The 17,193-nt window shown below is 68.0% G+C and carries 15 protein-coding genes and 1 tRNA gene; 10 read left to right on the top strand and 6 right to left on the bottom strand.

Features of this window, described 5'->3' with window-relative positions; all coding sequences use genetic code 11:
* Positions 1-73 precede the first annotated feature (73 nt).
* Together FZ029_RS23030 and FZ029_RS23025 are read left to right on the top strand one after the other, a co-directional pair.
* Positions 74-931, top strand: coding sequence for a uroporphyrinogen-III synthase (locus FZ029_RS23030; protein ID WP_149272096.1), 858 nt, complete (start codon positions 74-76; stop codon positions 929-931).
* A gap of 154 nt (positions 932-1,085) precedes the next feature.
* Complete coding sequence (locus FZ029_RS23025; protein WP_149272095.1) at positions 1,086-2,252, top strand: cytochrome c peroxidase; 1,167 nt, start codon at positions 1,086-1,088, stop codon at positions 2,250-2,252.
* A gap of 38 nt (positions 2,253-2,290) precedes the next feature.
* On the opposite strand, the gene FZ029_RS23020 is transcribed toward FZ029_RS23025, so the two are convergent.
* The 3 genes from FZ029_RS23020 to ccoG form a co-directional block, all read right to left on the bottom strand.
* Entirely contained in the window at positions 2,291-2,476 is a 186-nt protein-coding gene (locus FZ029_RS23020; protein WP_149272094.1) for a hypothetical protein, read from the bottom strand.
* 177 nt (positions 2,477-2,653) lie between these two features.
* Positions 2,654-3,211, bottom strand: a complete 558-nt coding sequence (locus FZ029_RS23015) for a hypothetical protein (protein WP_149272093.1) — start codon at positions 3,209-3,211, stop codon at positions 2,654-2,656.
* A gap of 194 nt (positions 3,212-3,405) precedes the next feature.
* Positions 3,406-4,881 (bottom strand): cytochrome c oxidase accessory protein CcoG, encoded by a 1,476-nt coding sequence (gene ccoG / locus FZ029_RS23010; protein ID WP_247892457.1) that lies wholly within the window; start codon positions 4,879-4,881, stop codon positions 3,406-3,408.
* Positions 4,882-5,532: 651 nt separating this feature from the next.
* Between ccoG and FZ029_RS23005 the strand changes: the two genes are divergently transcribed.
* Positions 5,533-7,401, top strand: a complete 1,869-nt coding sequence (locus FZ029_RS23005) for a PAS-domain containing protein (protein WP_149272091.1) — start codon at positions 5,533-5,535, stop codon at positions 7,399-7,401.
* 86 nt (positions 7,402-7,487) lie between these two features.
* Here FZ029_RS23005 and FZ029_RS23000 read toward each other — a convergent pair.
* Together FZ029_RS23000 and FZ029_RS22995 are read right to left on the bottom strand one after the other, a co-directional pair.
* Positions 7,488-7,573: transfer RNA gene (locus FZ029_RS23000), tRNA-Tyr, on the bottom strand.
* A gap of 172 nt (positions 7,574-7,745) precedes the next feature.
* Positions 7,746-8,612: a hypothetical protein gene (locus tag FZ029_RS22995; RefSeq protein WP_149272090.1), complete on the bottom strand. Its 867-nt coding sequence runs from the start codon at positions 8,610-8,612 to the stop codon at positions 7,746-7,748.
* 405 nt (positions 8,613-9,017) lie between these two features.
* Here FZ029_RS22995 and FZ029_RS22990 point away from each other — a divergent pair, with 405 nt between their 5' ends.
* The 5 genes from FZ029_RS22990 to FZ029_RS22970 all read left to right on the top strand — a co-directional run bounded on the left by FZ029_RS22990 (position 9,018) and on the right by FZ029_RS22970 (position 14,130).
* The gene (locus FZ029_RS22990; protein WP_149272089.1) at positions 9,018-10,616 is read left to right on the top strand and encodes a DegQ family serine endoprotease; all 1,599 of its coding nucleotides are present in this window, start codon (positions 9,018-9,020) and stop codon (positions 10,614-10,616) included.
* A gap of 114 nt (positions 10,617-10,730) precedes the next feature.
* Positions 10,731-11,492 (top strand): glycosyltransferase family 2 protein, encoded by a 762-nt coding sequence (locus tag FZ029_RS22985; protein ID WP_149201363.1) that lies wholly within the window; start codon positions 10,731-10,733, stop codon positions 11,490-11,492.
* A 37-nt stretch (positions 11,493-11,529) separates the two neighbouring features.
* Positions 11,530-11,865: a lipid-A-disaccharide synthase N-terminal domain-containing protein gene (locus FZ029_RS22980; protein WP_149272088.1), complete on the top strand. Its 336-nt coding sequence runs from the start codon at positions 11,530-11,532 to the stop codon at positions 11,863-11,865.
* Entirely contained in the window at positions 11,862-13,553 is a 1,692-nt protein-coding gene (locus FZ029_RS22975; RefSeq protein ID WP_149272087.1) for a glycosyltransferase family 39 protein, read from the top strand. The genes FZ029_RS22980 and FZ029_RS22975 overlap by 4 nt, the downstream gene beginning before the upstream one ends.
* Positions 13,554-13,722: 169 nt before the next feature.
* On the top strand, positions 13,723-14,130 hold the full coding sequence (locus FZ029_RS22970; RefSeq protein ID WP_149272086.1) for a hypothetical protein: 408 nt from the start codon (positions 13,723-13,725) through the stop codon (positions 14,128-14,130).
* Positions 14,131-14,140: 10 nt separating this feature from the next.
* On the opposite strand, the gene FZ029_RS22965 is transcribed toward FZ029_RS22970, so the two are convergent.
* On the bottom strand, positions 14,141-15,145 hold the full coding sequence (locus FZ029_RS22965; protein WP_149272085.1) for an ROK family protein: 1,005 nt from the start codon (positions 15,143-15,145) through the stop codon (positions 14,141-14,143).
* Between the two features lie 277 nt (positions 15,146-15,422).
* Between FZ029_RS22965 and FZ029_RS22960 the strand changes: the two genes are divergently transcribed.
* Both FZ029_RS22960 and FZ029_RS22955 read left to right on the top strand, forming a co-directional pair.
* A complete protein-coding gene (locus tag FZ029_RS22960) occupies positions 15,423-16,193 on the top strand; it encodes a hypothetical protein (RefSeq protein ID WP_247892456.1) in 771 nt (256 codons plus the stop codon).
* A gap of 386 nt (positions 16,194-16,579) precedes the next feature.
* Positions 16,580-17,193 (top strand): branched-chain amino acid ABC transporter permease LivH (locus tag FZ029_RS22955; protein ID WP_149272083.1); only part of this gene is annotated, 614 nt, incomplete at its 3' end.

Below are 17,193 nucleotides of genomic sequence, written 5' to 3'. Positions count from 1 at the left end.
CAAATCGATTCCGATTTTACGCGATCCGATCTAGTCTCGCCGTCACCACACACGCGACCATGGGAGCGGGGACATGACCGAACAGGGGGCCGAACGGGGCGGCGATCTGGCGGGAAAGCGGATTCTGGTGCCGGAAAGCCGGGACCTCGACCTGTTCGCGGGCATGATGGAGCAGCATGGCGCCGAGACGATCCGCTGCCCGCTGGTCAAGATCCTCGACCTCGACGATCCGGCGCCGGCAAGGGAATGGCTGGAGCGGCTGCTGACCGAAGGGTTCGACGACATCGTCCTGCTGACCGGCGAAGGTCTGCGGCGGCTGATGACCGTCGCCCGCGCCATGGAGCGCGAGGCGGACGTGGTCGCCGCCATCGGCCGGGCGCGCGTCTTCGTACGTGGGCCGAAGCCGGTGAAGGCGCTGCGCGAGATCGGCTGCACCCCCTACAAATCCGCCCCGGCCCCGACCACCGACGGCGTCATCGCCATGCTGGGCGAGGAGGACCTCACCGGCCGCCGCGTCGGCATCCAACTCTACCCCGACAACCCGAACGATCCTCTGCTGGAGGCGGTGCGGGCCGGCGGCGGTATTCCGGTGGCGGTGACCCCCTACCGCTACGCCAATGATTCGGAGACCGGCGCCGTCCAGACGGCGATCCGCGACATGGCGGACGGGCGCATCGATTTCGTCGCCTTCACCGCCTCGCCCCAGGTGCGGCGCCTGCATGAGGTGGCGGAGGCCTGTGGCCTCGGCGACGCCTTCCGCCAGGGATTCGCCAGGACGCGCATCGCCGCCGTCGGCCCGGTGGTGGCGGAAGCGGTGGAGGCAGCCGGCGGCACCGTCGCGGTTTCTCCGGAATCGACCTTCCACATGAAGCCGCTGGTCAACGCCATCCGCCGGCTGCTGACCGAGGGGGAGGGGAGCAAGCCGGCCTGACCGGCCATCGCCCTTTACGGGCCAGCGACCTTTCGCCCCACCCTCCTTATGCACGGGCGGATTGATAACGATTCTCACTCTCGATTAACCTCTGACGCTCAGTGTTGGCCCCAGTCTGTTGCCTCAGTCTGTGGCCGTTGCCAGGAGCGTCGTCATGCCCGTCCGTCTTTCTCCCCTATCCCGCCACGCGCTTGCGCTGGCGTTGCTGTCGGCCGGGCTGGCCGGGGGCGGGTCCGCGCTTGCCGCGGATCTGTCGAGCAAGGAGAGGCTGGGGGAGGCGCTGTTTTCCGACACCGCGCTGTCGGCCAACCGCACGCAATCCTGCGCCGACTGCCACAACCCGGATTTCGGTTTCGCCGATCCGCGCACCGGCGGGGCTGGCGGGGCGGCGTCGGTCGGCGACAACGGCAAATCGGTGGGCGACCGCAACGCGCCGACGGCGGCTTATGCGGCCTTCACGCCGGCCTTCCACATCAAGGCGGACGGCAAGGCGGTCGGCGGCCAGTTCTGGGACGGCCGCGCCGCGACGCTGAAGGATCAGGCCGGCGGTCCGCCGCTGAACCCGGCGGAGATGGGGCTGACCTCCAAGGAGCAGGCGCGTGAAAGGCTGGCGGAGAATCCCGACTACGCCCGCGCCTTTGTGGCGCTCTACGGCGCCGGGGTGCTGGATGATGCCGGGCGTGCCTATGACGCGATGACCGACAGCCTCGCCGCTTTCGAGAAGACCGACCGCTTCGCGCCCTTCGATTCGAAATACGACCGCTATCTGCGCGGCGACTACAAGATGACGCCGGAGGAGGATCTGGGCATGACCCTGTTCTTCTCCACCCAGTTCACCAACTGCAACCAGTGCCACAAGCTGAAGGCGATGCCGGCCGCGGAGGGGGAGATGTTTACCAATTACGAACATCACAACATCGGCGTGCCGGCCAATCCGGCCCTGCGCGAAGCCTCCGGCAAGCCGGGTTTCGCCGACCGCGGGCTGCACGACAATCCGGCGGCGGCCAAGCCCGCCTATGAGGGGAAGTTCAAGACGCCGACCCTGCGCAACGTCGCGGTGACCGGCCCCTACATGCACAATGGAGTCTTCAAGGATCTGGAGACGGTCGTGCGCTTCTACGACCACTACAACAACCGGACGGAAAAGGCCGCGATCAATCCGGAGACCGGCAAGCCCTGGGGACCGCCGGAGGTGGCGGCGAACCTGTCGACGAAGGAACTGGAATCGGTGCCTGCGCTGGACACCCGCCGCGTCAAGGCGCTGGTCGCCTTCATGAAGACGCTGACCGACGCGCGGTACGAACACCTGCTGGCGAAATAGGGCAGCCCCTTTCAGCCGTCCCTTTCGGGCTGTCCTTCTCAGCCGCCGATATCGATGCGGAAGAGTTCCAGGTCCAACAGTTCCATCGACATCCGGCGGCGCCCCGTGGACGCGTGTCGGGCGGCGTTGCGGGACGCCAGCTTGCGGGCCAACGGCTGGCTCAGCCAGGCGGCGCGGGCGCGGTCGATCAGGGCGGTGCAGCGATGGGACAGATTGGCGTTCATGGCGGTCGGGCTCTTTCGCAAGGGATCGGGGTCGGCGGCAGCATGGCTCCTGTGAGCAGTTGCAATAAGAATGTCCCGGCAACGTGACAGTTTCTATCGCCCGAAGGTCTAGTCCCTACGCCATAGGGGTGGGATTCGGCCGATTCCGGCCCGGTCTTCGACCAAAGGAGGAGGGCGTCACATCACCAGACCGACCAGCCGGCGCAGCGCGTCGCGGGCATCGGCGTCCAGAACCGGCAGGCCGTTGCGGGCCTCCAGCATGTAGGCGCCGGGATCGGCCAGGGTGCGCATGGCGAATCCGGCGACCACCGGCGGCTCGCTGCTGAGCGGCGGCTGGTCGTAGACGGGGGTGAAACTGCAGCCGCTGAGCAGCGCGCGGATCATCAGCGCCTCGTCCGACGTGGCGCCGGCCGCCGGCGTGTTGATGCCGAACAGCAGCCGCTCCGCCTCCGAGTCGGTCACCAGCCCGCGTTCCAACAGGATGTCGACCATGCCGGAACTGGTCATCACCGGTACCGCCCGGCCCTTCCAGCAGAAGCGGCCGTCGTCCCAGCCGACATCCAGGCTGCGGAAGATCATGTGCGGTTCGCCGCCGCCGGAGGCGCCGGCGACGATGTAGTTGACCCGCAGAAGCCCGTTCCACGCCCCGGCCGGTGCGACGATGCAGGACAGCCCGCTGCGCGTCAGGCGCAGGTAGGTGTCGTTGATGCCCGATGGCTCGAAGTCGAAAAGCATGGATGCCTCACCTTGCTGCAGGCCGGCCCGGCGTCCCCGCGGTCCAGCCTTCGTTCGCTTGAGTCAGGTGAGTGGCATGCCAGCTCGCGCAAACTGTCCATGCGGGTGCCCTCCCTTTGCGCAGAAACACGAAAGGCGGTAGGCCGATCCGCCGGTCCCCGCCTTTCGCGCTCGTGCCAAGGAGGGTTCGGAGGCTAGTTCGCCGGACCCATGAAGACGCTGTCGTGGCTGTTCTTCTCGTTCGTTCCGGTATCGGACAACTGGAAGGTCAGCGGCAGCGACGTGGCGGAGACCGCCGTGCGCGGGGCCGTCACATAGACGCGGTAGGTGGCGACGCTGTCCGGTTGGGCGGAGATGGTGGCGGTGTGGGCGGCGGTTTCCTCTTCCGCCTCGCCGATCACCTTGATCTCGGCATTGGGCAGGCCGGCGACGCTGAGGGTGTAGGAGCGGTCCTGCCGGGTCTTGTTGGCGACCTTGAAGGTGTAGGCGTTGCGGATCGAGCCGTCCGACAGCGTCACGAACAGCGGCGCGCGGTCGCGCAGAACCGTGATGTTCAGGCTGGGGCGCAGCGCGAAGCTCCAGGCCATGGCGCCACCGATGACCAGCATCAGCAGGGCGTAGACGATGATGCGCGGGCGGATCAGACGCCACTGATAGGACTTGCCGGAGGCCCGGGTGTCCTGGGCGGCCAGGCTGTCGAAGGCGATCAGGCGGGTGGGCAGCCCCTGCTGGATCATGATGCTGTCGCAGGCGTCGACGCACAGGCCGCAATTGATGCAGTCCGCCTGCTCGCCGGTGCGCACGTCGATTCCCATCGGGCAGACCTGCACGCATTGGCCGCAGTCGATGCAGTCGCCGAAGCCCTGGGCGCGCCGCTCGTCCCAATTCTGCGACTTGCGCTTGGGACCGCGGTTGTCGCCGCGGTCGGCCTGATAGGTGACGACCAGCGAATGTTCGTCCAGCATCGCGGTCTGGATGCGCGGCCACGGGCACATGTACATGCACATCTGCTCGCGCGCCCATCCGGCCATCACATAGGTCATGCCGACGAAGATGGCGAAGAAGGACACCGCCTCATAGCTGGCCTGGAAGGTGAACAGATCATGCAGCAGGGCCGGGGCGTCGGTGAAATAGGCGAGGAAGCCGAAGCCGGTGACGAGGCTGAGCGTCAGCCAGCCCGCATGCTTGCCGGCCTTGCGCAGGGCCTTGCGCGCCGTCCAGGGCTGCTTTTCCATGCGGATGCGTTCCGCCCGGTCGCCTTCGAAGATGCGCTCGATCCAGACGAACAGATCGGTCCACACCGTGTGCGGACAGGCGAAGCCGCACCACACGCGGCCGGCCAGCGCGGTCGCCAGGAACAGCCCCAGCGCCGCGACGATCAGCAGGCCGGTGAGATAGTAGATTTCCTGCGGCCAGATCTCGATCCAGAACAGGAAGAATCGGGGCGTGGTCAGGTCGAACAGCACCGCCTGGGCGGGCGCGTCGGGACCGCGTTCCCACCGGATCCAGGGAGCGATGAAGAACAGCGCCAGAAGAACGGAGAAGGTGACCGTCTTCAGGCGGCGATAGAGGCCCTTGACCGCCTTCGGATGGATCGTCTTATGGCTTTCGTACAGCGGGACCTTGGCGGGTTGGGCTGCGCCCTGCTGAACGATGCTTCCGTCTGGCATGTCGATGCGCCTGATTTCCGGTTCCACGTTGGCGCGGAGCATATTCGACCACCAGTGCGGCGTGTTTGACCTCTGTCAAACAACGTCGATATTCCGAAAAGCCATTCCAGATCTAAGGCTTTTCACCGGTTCGAGGGATCCGCGTTCCGGGGTCCGTTAATACTGTGGCGGGCGGCCAATCCACAAGCTGATTATTGTTCGGCAAGAGCGGTCTCACCCACAATACTGATACTATACTGTAAAGTAGCGCAACAATCGGCATAACGTATCGTCAGGGTTTGCCGGCGGCTGCCGGCCGGGCACAAGCTTGGACCGGGCGGGAAAAATCGTCGCGGCGGCCGGCGCCGCCAGGAACGGGATGCCATGGGCCGCAGCATCCGCCATCGCGCAAATCCTTATCTTAGACAACGGCTTGGCCGCCACGCGCCCTGGACAGGCGCAGGATTAGGCTGCACTGTCTCGTAAAACCAAGCCGTCTCCAGGCCGGGTCCGGCGCCGGCAGGTGCGGAATGACGCTTGCCCGTCAACCGTCAAGAGACAAGAATGCGATTGCGGGTCACGCCGCGTGTCCTGCCGCCGGGTTTCTCCCGTCGGTTGGGGTGCCGGCCGTGGGTTCAACCCGCTGGTCCAGCGGAGGGAGTAGGCACGGGCATGGGGGAGACCGGGTTCGCCCGCTTTGACGCCGACGAACGCCTGGTATGGGCCAATGCCGCCTTCGCGGCCCGCTTCGCCGTGCCGGCCGATGCGACGCTGGAGGGGCTGTTCGGCGGCCTGCTGGGTTGTGCCGCCATTGCCGACCTGCGCTGCGGCTGTCCATTGACGCGGGGGCTTCCTGATGGCAGCGCGGTGACCCTGGCGCTGGGGGCCGGCGGGCCGGGCGAATGGCTGCTGACGGCGATCGATGCGGCGGCGGCACCGGCCGAGCAGGAGCCCTGGGCGAAGACCAGTTCGGTGCTGGACTGCCTCAGCCAGGGGGTGATGGCCTTCGACCATGACCTGCGGCTGGTCGCCTGGAACCGGCGCGTGCTCGAATTGCTCTACATCGATCCCGGATTCCCGCGCTATGCCCAGCCCTATGAGGCGGTGGTCCGCCACATCGCGGAGCAGGGCGGCTATGGCCGCGGCGAAATCGACGATCTGGTGGCGCAGCGGCTGGACTATATCCGCAAGGCCTCCTGGCCCTTTTACAACGAACGCGTGCGGCCCGACGGCGTCGTCATCGAAACGGTGACCCTGCCGCTGCCCGACGGCGGATTCGTCACGACCTACACCGACATCACCCAGCGCAAGCAGGCCGAGCGCGAGGTCGCCTCCAGCCGGGAACTGCTGGAGCTGGCGATCCGGGCGGCGCGCGAGGGCATCTCGAAATGGGATCTCCGCACCGGCGAGGTGTGGTTCTCCCCGCAATGGTGGGGCCTGCTGGGCTATTCCGAGGCGGAGATGGACAACAGCCGCCGCCGCTGGGAGGAACTGATCCACGTCGATGATCTCGGCGCCGCGCTGGAGTTGGAGCGGGATCTGGCCGCCGGCCGGCGGTCGGAAGGCCGGCTGCTGCAGCGCTTCCATCACCGCTCGGGCGCCACGGTCTTCCTGGAGACGCGAACGCTCGCCGTGGCGGGCGGCGACGGCAAGCCCTTCCGCATCGTCGGCTCTCACACCGATGTCACCGAGAGCGTGCGCGCGGCCGAAGCCGTGCGTTCCGCCAAGGAAGAGGCCGAACGCGCCCTGCAGGACCTGAAGGAGGCGCAGGTCCAGCTGATCCAGGCGGAGAAGATGGCGGCGCTGGGTTCGCTGGTGGCCGGGGTGACGCACGAGATCAACACGCCGGTCGGCATCGCCCTGACCGGTGCCTCGCTGCTGGCGGAGAAGACCCGCGCGTTGCGTCACCTGTTCGAGGCCGGTGCGCTGCGGCGCGGCGATTTCGCCGAGTTCATCGACATCGCCGACGAGGCGACGCAGCTGATGCTGCTGAACATCGAGCGCGCCACCCGATTGATCCAGAGCTTCAAGCAGATCGCCGTCGATCAGGCGAGCGAGGAACGCCGCGTCTTCGAACTGAACAACTACATCCACGAAGTTCTGCGCAGCCTGGGCATGCGCATCCGCCGCAGCGGGCATACGGTTGCCGTCCATTGCCCGGAGGATCTGACGATCGACAGCTATCCGGGGGCGTTCAGCCAGATCCTGACCAACTTCGTCATCAACTCCCTTCTGCACGGATACGATCCGGGGGTGCGCGGCCGGCTGACGGTGACGGTCACGGCGAAGGACGGAGAGGTGGAGCTGGTCTATGCCGACGACGGACGCGGCATTCCGGCGGAGCTGCACGGGAAGGTGTTCGAACCCTTCTTCACGACCAGCCGCGACCGCGGCGGCAGCGGGCTGGGGCTGAACATCGTCTACACGCTGGTCATGCGGACCCTGCGCGGCCGGCTGCGGCTGGATAGCGCACCGGGGGCGGGGACCGCCTTCACGCTGCGCTTCCCGCGCGTGACGCCCGCCGAACCGCTGCCGCTCTAAGCGGAAGACTTTTAACAGATGATGTGGGGAAATCCGGCATTCGCGAGGGCCGTTCCGTTCGCCGGACGCTCTCGATTTGAATGCGATGGTGGAAGGGGCTGGATTCGAACCAGCGTACGCTAACGCGGGCAGATTTACAGTCTGCTGCCTTTAACCACTCGGCCACCCTTCCATCGGGGCGCAGAGGATTAGCCTTTCGATCGGGGGGCCGTCAAGCCCCTTTTGTGCGGATGGCGCAAGCGGAGACGCGGCCATGAAAAAACCTCCGCCCCGATCGGGGCGGAGGTTTTCCAGACGGCGGATTTTCAAAGGGGGCTTTTTCAAACCCGCTTTTCAAAGACCGCTCAGTTCGGGCGGCGCGAAGCCCGGTGCGCGGGGATCGGGATCGGACGGATCGCCTGTTCCTCGCGACGGCTGGCCGACATGTCGATCTCCACGCGGGCCAGGGCCTTGCGCAGTTCGTGCACGGTTTCGGACAGGGACTGGATCGTCGCCTCGCTCGGCTGCTGACGCCAGCCGCGATAGGCGGAAATGCAGGCCTTGGCGGTGTCGCGCAGACGGCCTTCCACCGCATCCACCGGCGGCGTCGGCTGGCCGGGGGCACGAGGGGCCTCCGGCGCGGCGGACGTCTGGGCGGGAGCAGGGGCGGCAACCGGAGCCGGCGCGGGAGCCGCGGCGGGCTCCGGCCGGTTCAGACGCAGCGTTTCCGTCGGAGCCGGCGCGGGAGCGGCGGCCGGCGCCTCGGCCGAAGCCTGCTCGGCCGCCGGTTCCGTCCGCGGGGCGCGGGTCAGGGTGGTGCGGCCGGTGCGGCTGGCGACGCGGCGCGGTTCGGCCGCGGTTTCGGACTCCGCGGCGGCGGGAGCGGCGGGCGCCGGCGTCGCGGCCGACGCTTCCGGAACCGCCGGGTTCACCGGAACCGGCGCCTCGCCAACCGTCTCCGGCGCTGCGGAAGAGGTGCCGTCGGCGGCCTGCGCCTCGTCCTGCATCCCTTCGGCGCCGGCATCACCATGAGCGGCATCGCCCTGGCCGCTTGCGGCCTCCGCCTTCTTGATGATGTAGGAGATGGCGCTGGGCGTGCATTCGAATTCGCGCGCAATTGCCGAAAGGGTTGCGCCGCTGCGGTAACGTTCAAGAATTTGGGGCCACGCCGACTGCGGAATGCGCCCACGCTTCTTGGGAGACTCCGGTTCGCTCCCGGTTTCTGCGTTCATTATATCGCTCGGTTGCCAAAGTGAATTTTCAGTCATTCGTCAGCATGTCTACCCGGACCGCACGCTTCAGACGCGGGACCACGCGGGCGCGTGCGTCAGCAGCATCGAGGCTTCACGCTGGCGGGCGATGTTTTCGGTATGGACGACTATCGGAAACTCTTCTCAAAAATGCCAGCATAACTTTGCACGGAATCGTGATTTTGTATCCGGTGTCACAACAGCGTACGACGCTTGGTGGAGGCCGGGGATTTTAAAATATGCGGGCGGCCGTAAACCCTCGGTCGCAGCATCCGGCCTTCGGCATCTTTCGATTGCCGACTTTTGAAAAGTGCGATGGACCCCGGACGGGGGGTGGCGTGTTTTCAGTTGCAGTACAGCCCCAACCGTTTTTTGCGGAGACCGTCCATGCCGCATGCGTCCGTGCCGCGATCCTATCCGATCTTCCGACACCTTCCGGCCGCGGCGCTGTGCGCGCTGCTGTCCGGCGCGGTCCTTTTGCCGGTGCTGCCCGCGGCTGCGCAGGATGCCTCCGCCGCCGCGCAGCCGGGGGCGAGCAGGACCTATTCGCCGCCGTCCTTCCGCGACCTCGCCCGGACGCAGATCGACACGGTCGTCAACATCTCCAGCACCCAGGCGCCCCAGGCCTCGGCCGGCGGCGGCCGGTTGCCGGAGGGTCTGGACCTGCCGCCGGGATCCCCGCTGGAGGAGTTCTTCCGCGAATTCCGCAAGCGCCAGAGGGGAGGGCAGGGAGACGCCCCGCCCGACGGCGCGCCGAACGGCAGCCCGCAGGGCCTGCCGAGCATGGCGCTCGGCTCCGGCTTCATCATCGATCCGTCGGGCCTGATCGTCACCAACAGCCATGTGGTGGCCGACGCGGCGGAGATCGCCGTCACCCTGCATGACGGGACCAAGCTGCCGGCGAAGCTGGTGGGGTCCGACGCCCCGACCGACCTTGCGCTCCTGAAGGTCGAAAGCGGCAAGCCGCTGACCGCCGCCCATTGGGGCGACAGCAAATCCGTGGAGGTCGGCGACTGGGTGGTCGCCATCGGCAATCCCTTCGGTCTCGGCGGTTCGGTGACCGCCGGCATCCTGTCGGCCCGCGCCCGCGACATCCAGCAGGGGCCCTACGACGAATATCTGCAGACCGACGCCGCCATCAACCGCGGCAATTCCGGCGGCCCGCTCTATGATGCCAGCGGCGCCGTGATCGGCATCAACACCGCCATCTATTCGCCGACCGGCGGGTCGGTCGGCATCGGCTTCGCCATTCCATCCTCGCTGGCCCAGCCGATCATCGACCAGTTGAAGGACGACGGAAAGGTGCGGCGCGGCTGGCTCGGCGTCCAGGTCCAGCGCGTGACGCCGGACATCGCCGAAAGCCTGGGCGTGGCCGGCACCGGCGGCGCCCTGGTCACCAGCGTGTCGCCCGACAGCCCGGCCGCGTCGGCCGGCCTGCGCCAGGGCGACGTCATCACCGCCTTCAACGGCGATCCGCTGGAACAGATGCGCCAGTTGCCCCGCATCGTCGCCTCCGCCGAGATCGGCAGCACCGTTCCGATGACCCTGCTGCGCGGCGGCAAGGAGGAAACGGTCCAGGTGACGATCGGCGAACTGCGCAACGAGCCGCAGCAGGTGGCGCTGTCCGGATCCAGCGGCGCCCCCCGCTCCGCCCAGCCGGAGGAGAGCAAGTCGGCGCTGGGCCTCAAGCTCGCTCCGCTGACCCCCGGCCTGCGTCAGACCTTCTCCATCGCCGACGATGTCGACGGGCTGGTGGTGACGGAGGTCGACCGCGACAGCGCCGCGTCCCAGCGCGGGCTCGACCTCGGCGACGTCATCGTCGAAGCGGGACAGGAGCCGGTGGCGACCCCCGCTGACCTTGAATCCCGCATCGCCAAGGCGAAGGAGGACGGGCGCAAGACCCTGCTGATGCTGGTCAGCCGCGGCGGCGACCTGCGCTATGTCCCGCTTCCGCTGCCCCCCACAGCCGATGGCCGGAAGGGGTAATCCGGCCGCTTCAGAGCCGGATCGGACGGAAGCGGGGACCTGCCCCGCTTCCGTCTCATCCTTTTCCGCTACCGTTCGCCGCGCCGCGAGAGTAATTTGCCGCCCGTTTGGCGAATGGGATGGCAAACCGTGAGCATTTATCCGGAGAACGGCCAGCCGGTGCGGCTGTCGGTCGTTGTCCCCGTTTTCAACGAGGCCGAGAACGTGCTGCCCCTGCTCGAAGAGATCGAGCGGGCACTGACTCCGGTCGGCGGTTTCGAGATCATCTTCGTCGACGACCAGTCGGACGACGATACCCAGGCGCGCCTCGCCGCGGCGGTGGAAGCCGGCCGGCTGCGCGTGCTGCGCCATGTCCGACGCTCCGGCCAGAGCGCGGCGGTGCGCAGCGGCGTCAAGGCGGCGCGCGGCGAGTTCGTCGTGACGCTGGACGGCGACGGCCAGAACGACCCGGCCGACATTCCGGCGCTGTTCGCCCTGGTTTCGACCGGGGAAGCCGGGGCGCCGGTTCTGGTCGGCGGCCTGCGCCGGAAACGGCAGGACACGCTGTCCAAGCGCTGGGCCTCCAGGATCGCCAATGCCGTCCGCCAGTCCTTCCTGCAGGACGGCTGCACCGACAGCGGCTGCGGGCTGAAGCTGTTCCGCCGCGACGCCTTCCTCGACCTGCCCTTCTTCGGGGCGATGCACCGCTTCCTGCCGGCGCTGTTCCGCGCCCACGGCCATCCGGTGGCTTATGTGCCGGTGAACCATCGCCCGCGCGAGCGCGGCGTGTCGAAATACAACAACTGGCGGCGCGGGCTGATCGGCGTGGTCGATCTGCTGGGCGTTTACTGGCTGAAGCGGCGGACGAAGCTGTCCCCGGTCTCCGAACGCCTCTGACCGACTTTCACCGACCCTTTCGGGACAGGATTTTACGATGCTTGAGCGCGCCGCAGCGTGGTTCCAGGGGCAAAGCACCACCGATCTGGTTTGGGTCGGCATCGGCTTCTTCGCCCAGCTGATGTTCACCATGCGCTTCATCGTGCAGTGGATCGCCAGTGAAAAGGCGCGCCGCAGCGTGGTGCCGGAACTGTTCTGGTACTTCTCGCTGGGCGGCGGCGTTCTGCTGTTCGCCTATGCCTTCTACCGCTTCGACCCGGTCTTCATGCTGGGGCAGGGCATGGGTCTGGTGATCTACGCCCGCAACGTCTATTTCGTCTGGAGCCACAAGAAGTCGCAGGCCGCCGACGGCGCGGTGCCGAGCAAATCGTGACCGCAATTTCCCCGCAGCCCAGCCGTCTGCCGATCTGGGCCTACGCATTGCTGGCGCTGCTCGCCGCGGCGCTGTTCCTGCCCGGCTTCACCATGCTGCCGCCCTTCGACCGCGACGAGGCGCGCTTCGCCCAGGCATCCTCCCAGATGCTGGACAGCGGCAACTTCGTCGACATCCGCTTCCAGGACGAGACCCGCTACAAGAAGCCGGTCGGCATCTACTGGCTGCAGAGTGCCGCCACCGCGGCGGCCGATGCGCTGCGCGGACTCCCGGTCGGGGCCGATAAGGTCATCTGGACCTACCGCATCCCCTCCTTCCTGGGTGCGATCTTCGCGGTTCTGGCCAGCGCCTGGACGGCCGCGCGGCTGTTCGGCGGCCCGGCCGGCTTCATCGCCGGGCTGATGATGGCGTCCTGCGTCGTGCTGGGGGTCGAGGCGCGGATGGCCAAGACCGACGCCGTCCTGCTCGCCACCGTGGTGATCGGGCAGGCGGCGCTTGCCCATCTCTATCTCGGCCGCCGCGATCCGGTTCCCGCCGGACGGGCCGCCTGGACGGTGCCGCTGGTCTTCTGGATCGCCGCCGGCGTCGGCGTGCTGGTCAAGGGGCCGATGGTCCTGCTGGTGTCCGGCACCACCGCGCTGGTTCTGGCGCTGTGGGACCGCGAGGCCGGGTGGCTGAAGCGGTTGAAGCCGCTGGCCGGGCTCGGCATCGTCGTCGCCATCGCCGCCCCCTGGCTGATCGCCATCGCCATCAAGAGCAAGGGCGCCTTCTTCGCCGAATCCGTCGGCCACGACATGCTTGGCAAGGTGTCGGGCGGGCAGGAGGGCAAGGGGCTGCCCCCCGGCTATTATCTCGGCACCTTCTGGGTTACTTTCGCCCCCTGGTCGCTGCTGGCGCTGCTGGCGGTTCCCTGGGTGTGGGTCCGGCGCCGGCTGGACGCGGTGCGCTTCTGCATCGCCTGGATCGTCCCGAGCTGGCTGGTGTTCGAGGCGGTGCCGACCAAGCTCCTCCACTATACCCTGCCGGTCTTCCCGGCCATCGCGGCCCTGGCCGCCGCCGCACTGATCGACAATTTCGACCGCAGCCGCGAACGGCCGCGCCGCTGGCTGGTCGCCGCCGCGGTGGCGCTGGGCGTGATCGGATTCGGTGCCCTGACCCTGGCCGTCGCGGTGATCCCCTGGCTGGTCGACCGCCGGATCGATCCGGTCGGGGTGGCGCTGGTGCCGGCGGTGGGCGGTCTCTTCGCCCTTGCCCTGCGCTCGCTTCTGCGGGGCGAGCGGCGGACCGGCCTGGCCGCCGGGGTCGGCGCCGCGGCGCTTCTCTATGCCGGGACCTATGCCGCCGTGCTGCCGAACATCGACGGCGTGTGGGTCAGCCGGCAGGCCGCCCGCGCGGTGGCGCAGGTCCGCCCCTGTCCGGACAGCGTGGTGGCTTCCGCCGGATATTCGGAGCCGAGTTTGGTCTTCCTGCTCGGCGCGCCGACCAAGCTGGTCCATGGCGCCGGTGCGGCGGCGCATCTGACGGCCGACCGCGCCTGCGGGCTGGCCCTGGTGGAGGACCGGGAGGCGCCGGCCTTCCTCGACGGTCTGGGCACGGCAACGCCGCTGCCGCTGGCGGAGCTGTCGGGCTTCAACTACAACACCGGCAAGCGCCTGCATCTGACGCTCTACCGGCTGCCGGCGCAGTAACCCGCCTCCCGGCCTGTATCGGCCGGCCTGTATCGGAAGGGCGGAGGTCTGCTCCGCTTGGGGATGCCGCGACCGGGGTGGGTAACGCGCCTCCGCATTGGACGGCGCGGGCGCTTTCCGCTCGACTGACCCTTCCGATCCGTTTTTCCGGACGAAAGGCGCCTGTTCGATGACCCGCGTTGCCTCCTCTGCCGAAACCGCCGTCAAGTTCGCCATCTCCGCCGTGGCCGCCACGCTGGCGATGGTGACGCTGTCGCTGCCGGCCCATGCCCAGAAGCAGGAGTATGCGCCCTGGGTGTATGACCAGATGGTCCCAACCGGCCCGCTCCTGCGCAACATGGATCAGGCGCAGCCGATTCCCGGCCCGGCCCCGTCCCATTGGGGGGCGATCAAGGCGGGCAAGGACCGTGCCGGCATGACGCGTTACGGCACCGACGTGAAGCGGACGACTCAGCATTATTCCGCCTCCCACTCGCTGACGCCGCCGCCGGTGGACCCCGCCGCGGCCCGGCGCGGGGCGGCTCCGCCGCGCAGCGCCGATGCCCCGCCGGCTCCGCGGACCGCGCGGACCGATTAAGCCCTTTCGGTCATGTCCGGTCCGGCAACTCTCCGGGCCGCCACAGCCATGCTGCGCCGCGCACGCCACTGGAATCGCCATGGCGGGCGCGGCGCACCGGCGTGTCCAGACGGTCGCTGAAGGCCCAGGGCTGCATCGCCGCCGGCAGCCGGTCGTACAGCAGCTCCGCGTTCGACAGGCCGCCGCCCAGCACGATGACGTCGGGGTCCAGCAGGTTGGCGACCGCGGCCAGACCACGGGCGAGCCGGCCGACCAACCGGTCCGCGGTCGCCCTGCATCCGTCGTCGGCGGCGGTCTGATCGGCTGCGCGGGCGAGGATCGTCGCGGCGTCGAGCCTTTCGCCGGTCGCCGCGAGATGGTCCGCCGCCACAGCGGGTCCGGACACGAAGGTCTCCAGGCAGCCGCGCCTGCCGCAATAGCAGGCCGGTCCCGGCCGCTCGGCATCGGTCGGCCAGGGCAGCGGGTTGTGTCCCCATTCCCCGGCGATGGCGTTGCGTCCGCCCAGCACCCGGCCATGCACGACGATGCCGGCGCCGCAGCCGGTGCCGAGGATCGCCGCGAACACCACGCCGCAGCCGGCCCCGGCGCCGTCGGTCGCCTCCGACACAGCCAGGCAGTTGGCGTCATTCTCGATCCGCACCGGCCGACCGAGCGCCTGGGTCAGGTCGCGCGTGAAATCGCGCCCGATCAGCCAGGTGGAGTTGGCGTTCTTGACCAGCCCGGTCGCCGGAGAGATGGCGCCCGGAATGCCGAGCCCGACCGTCGCCTTGTGCCCGCCGGAGATTTCGCCCTCCAGGCGGGCGACCAGATCGCGGATGGTCGCGACCGTGCCGTCGTAATCTCCCTTAGGCGTGGGAACTCTGTGGCGCGCCAACTGGTTTCCCTGTCGGTCGAGCAGGATGCCCTCGGTCTTGGTCCCGCCCAGGTCGATGCCGATACGGTGCCCGCTCGCATAGTCTGTTCCAGGCCCGGTTCCGAACCCCGTTCCGGCCGATTTCGATCCGGTGGCTGCCATGTCCCGTCACCTGTCCGACTGTCCTGCGTACATCCATAGCGTCGCCGGACCCGACCCGTCCAGCGGCGGGCGCCACCCCTGCCCGGAGGGGCATGACCCTGTCGCCGAGAGCCGCCCGGACCTGCGTTGCCTCTCCGCCGCGGTGATGGGACAAAACGCAAGCGGCGGGCAAATCCCATTGACCAGCCCGGGCGTTCGGGTAGAAGGTCGCCGACTGTCGGGCGCCGCCCATCTCCGCCCGAACCCGTCCTATCGTACCGCGCCACCGGAGCCCCTGATGAGTCGCCAGCGCGCCGCCCTCCGCCTTTCCCTGAAAGCCCTGACCGGCGCCGCCGTCCTCGGCGCGCTGCTCGCCCTGCCCGCGCCCACGAGTGCCGCCGCCAAGGAGGCTGCGAAGCCGCCGGCGAAGGCGGCCGCCGCGAAGGCGCACTCGGCCAAGTCGAGCGGCCCGGCCACGCCCGCCTGCTACAACCGCACCGAATATGCGGCCGAGCAGATGATGCGCCTGCACACCGAGATGATGATCGTCGGCCTGACCTGCCGCACGGTCGTGCCGGAAAAGAAGCCCTTCGACCTGTACCAGGACTTCTCGGTCAAGAACCGCGCCATGCTGTCCAATTCGGAAGCGTCGCTGATCTCCTTCTACAAGCGGTCGGGCGGCGGCAACGCCACGCGCCAGTTCGACATGTTCCGGACGGAGCTGGCGAACGAGATCAGCCGCCGCGCCGCCACCATCGGCATCCCGCAATACTGCGCCAACTTCGTCGATCGTTCGGTCGCCGCCAAGGACCTGACGCCCGACGACCTGCGCACCCTGACGACCGATGAAAAGGGCGCCGGCCTGATGCATCTGGCCAGCCGTCCGCTCTGCGACGTGAAGACGGTCAGCAATCCGGATCCCGTCTTCGCTGTCGCTTCAGCCACGCCCGCCCCGGCGGCGCCCAAGGCCACGACCGCGAAGGCGAAGCCGGCCAAGGCCGCCGCTCCGGCGAAGCCGAAGCAGAAGGTCGCCGCCGCCCCGGCCAAGCAGTCGGTCGCCGTGCGCTGACGCTTCAACGGTCTCTGGTTCGTTGCGAGAAACGCCCTGCCGGCAACCGCCGGCGGGGCGTTTCTCATTTCAGGCTCCGGTTGTCCCGGAGGATCACGCATGCGGACAGCACAAATCTGTCTTGCAAAAATCCGTCAGGCTGGTACTACCGAAAAGGTCAGGAGGAGCACCTGCCCGACGGCCCGGCCGGATTGCAGGGGCATCCTCCGAACAGGAAAAATCATGGTCCGTCAGACCAGTAGGCGGAACTCCCGATGAAACGGCATTCCGTTTGGTGACTGGACGGGCTGCACCAGACAGGGGGCTGCTGTTGCGAGACCGGTGTGCCGAGTGTGCCCGTGCCGCCGCACCCTGCCTTTGCGCCGCGCCGAAGGTGGGATGAGGACATGGACTATTTTCTCCAGCAATTGATCAACGGCTTGTCGCTTGGGGCGATTTACGGCCTGATCGCGATCGGCTACACGATGGTGTACGGCATCATCGGCATGATCAACTTCGCCCATGGCGAGATTTACATGATCGGCTCCTTTGTCGCGCTGATCACTTTTCTGGCCATCGGCGCGCTCGGCATCACCTGGGTGCCCTTGGCGCTGCTGATCATGCTGCTCGCCTCCATGCTGTTCACCAGCGTCTATGGCTGGACGGTCGAGCGCATCGCCTACCGGCCGCTGCGCTCCTCGCCCCGGCTGGCGCCGCTGATCTCCGCCATCGGCATGTCGATCTTCCTGCAGAACTACATCCAAATCCTCCAGGGCGCCCGCTCCAAGCCGCTGCAGCCCATCCTGCCCGGCAACCTCACCCTGATGGACGGCGCCGTCTCGGTCAGCTACGTCCGTCTCGCCACCATCATCATCACGCTCGTCCTGATGATCGGCTTCACCACGCTGATCAACCGCACCTCGCTCGGCCGTGCCCAGCGCGCCTGCGAGCAGGACAAGAAGATGGCCGGCCTCTTGGGCGTCAACGTCGACCGCGTCATCTCGCTGACCTTCGTCATGGG

The organism is Azospirillum sp. Sh1, from assembly GCF_008365135.1.
Classification (GTDB): domain Bacteria; phylum Pseudomonadota; class Alphaproteobacteria; order Azospirillales; family Azospirillaceae; genus Azospirillum; species Azospirillum oryzae.
This window is presented reverse-complemented; position numbering and strand designations above follow the sequence as displayed.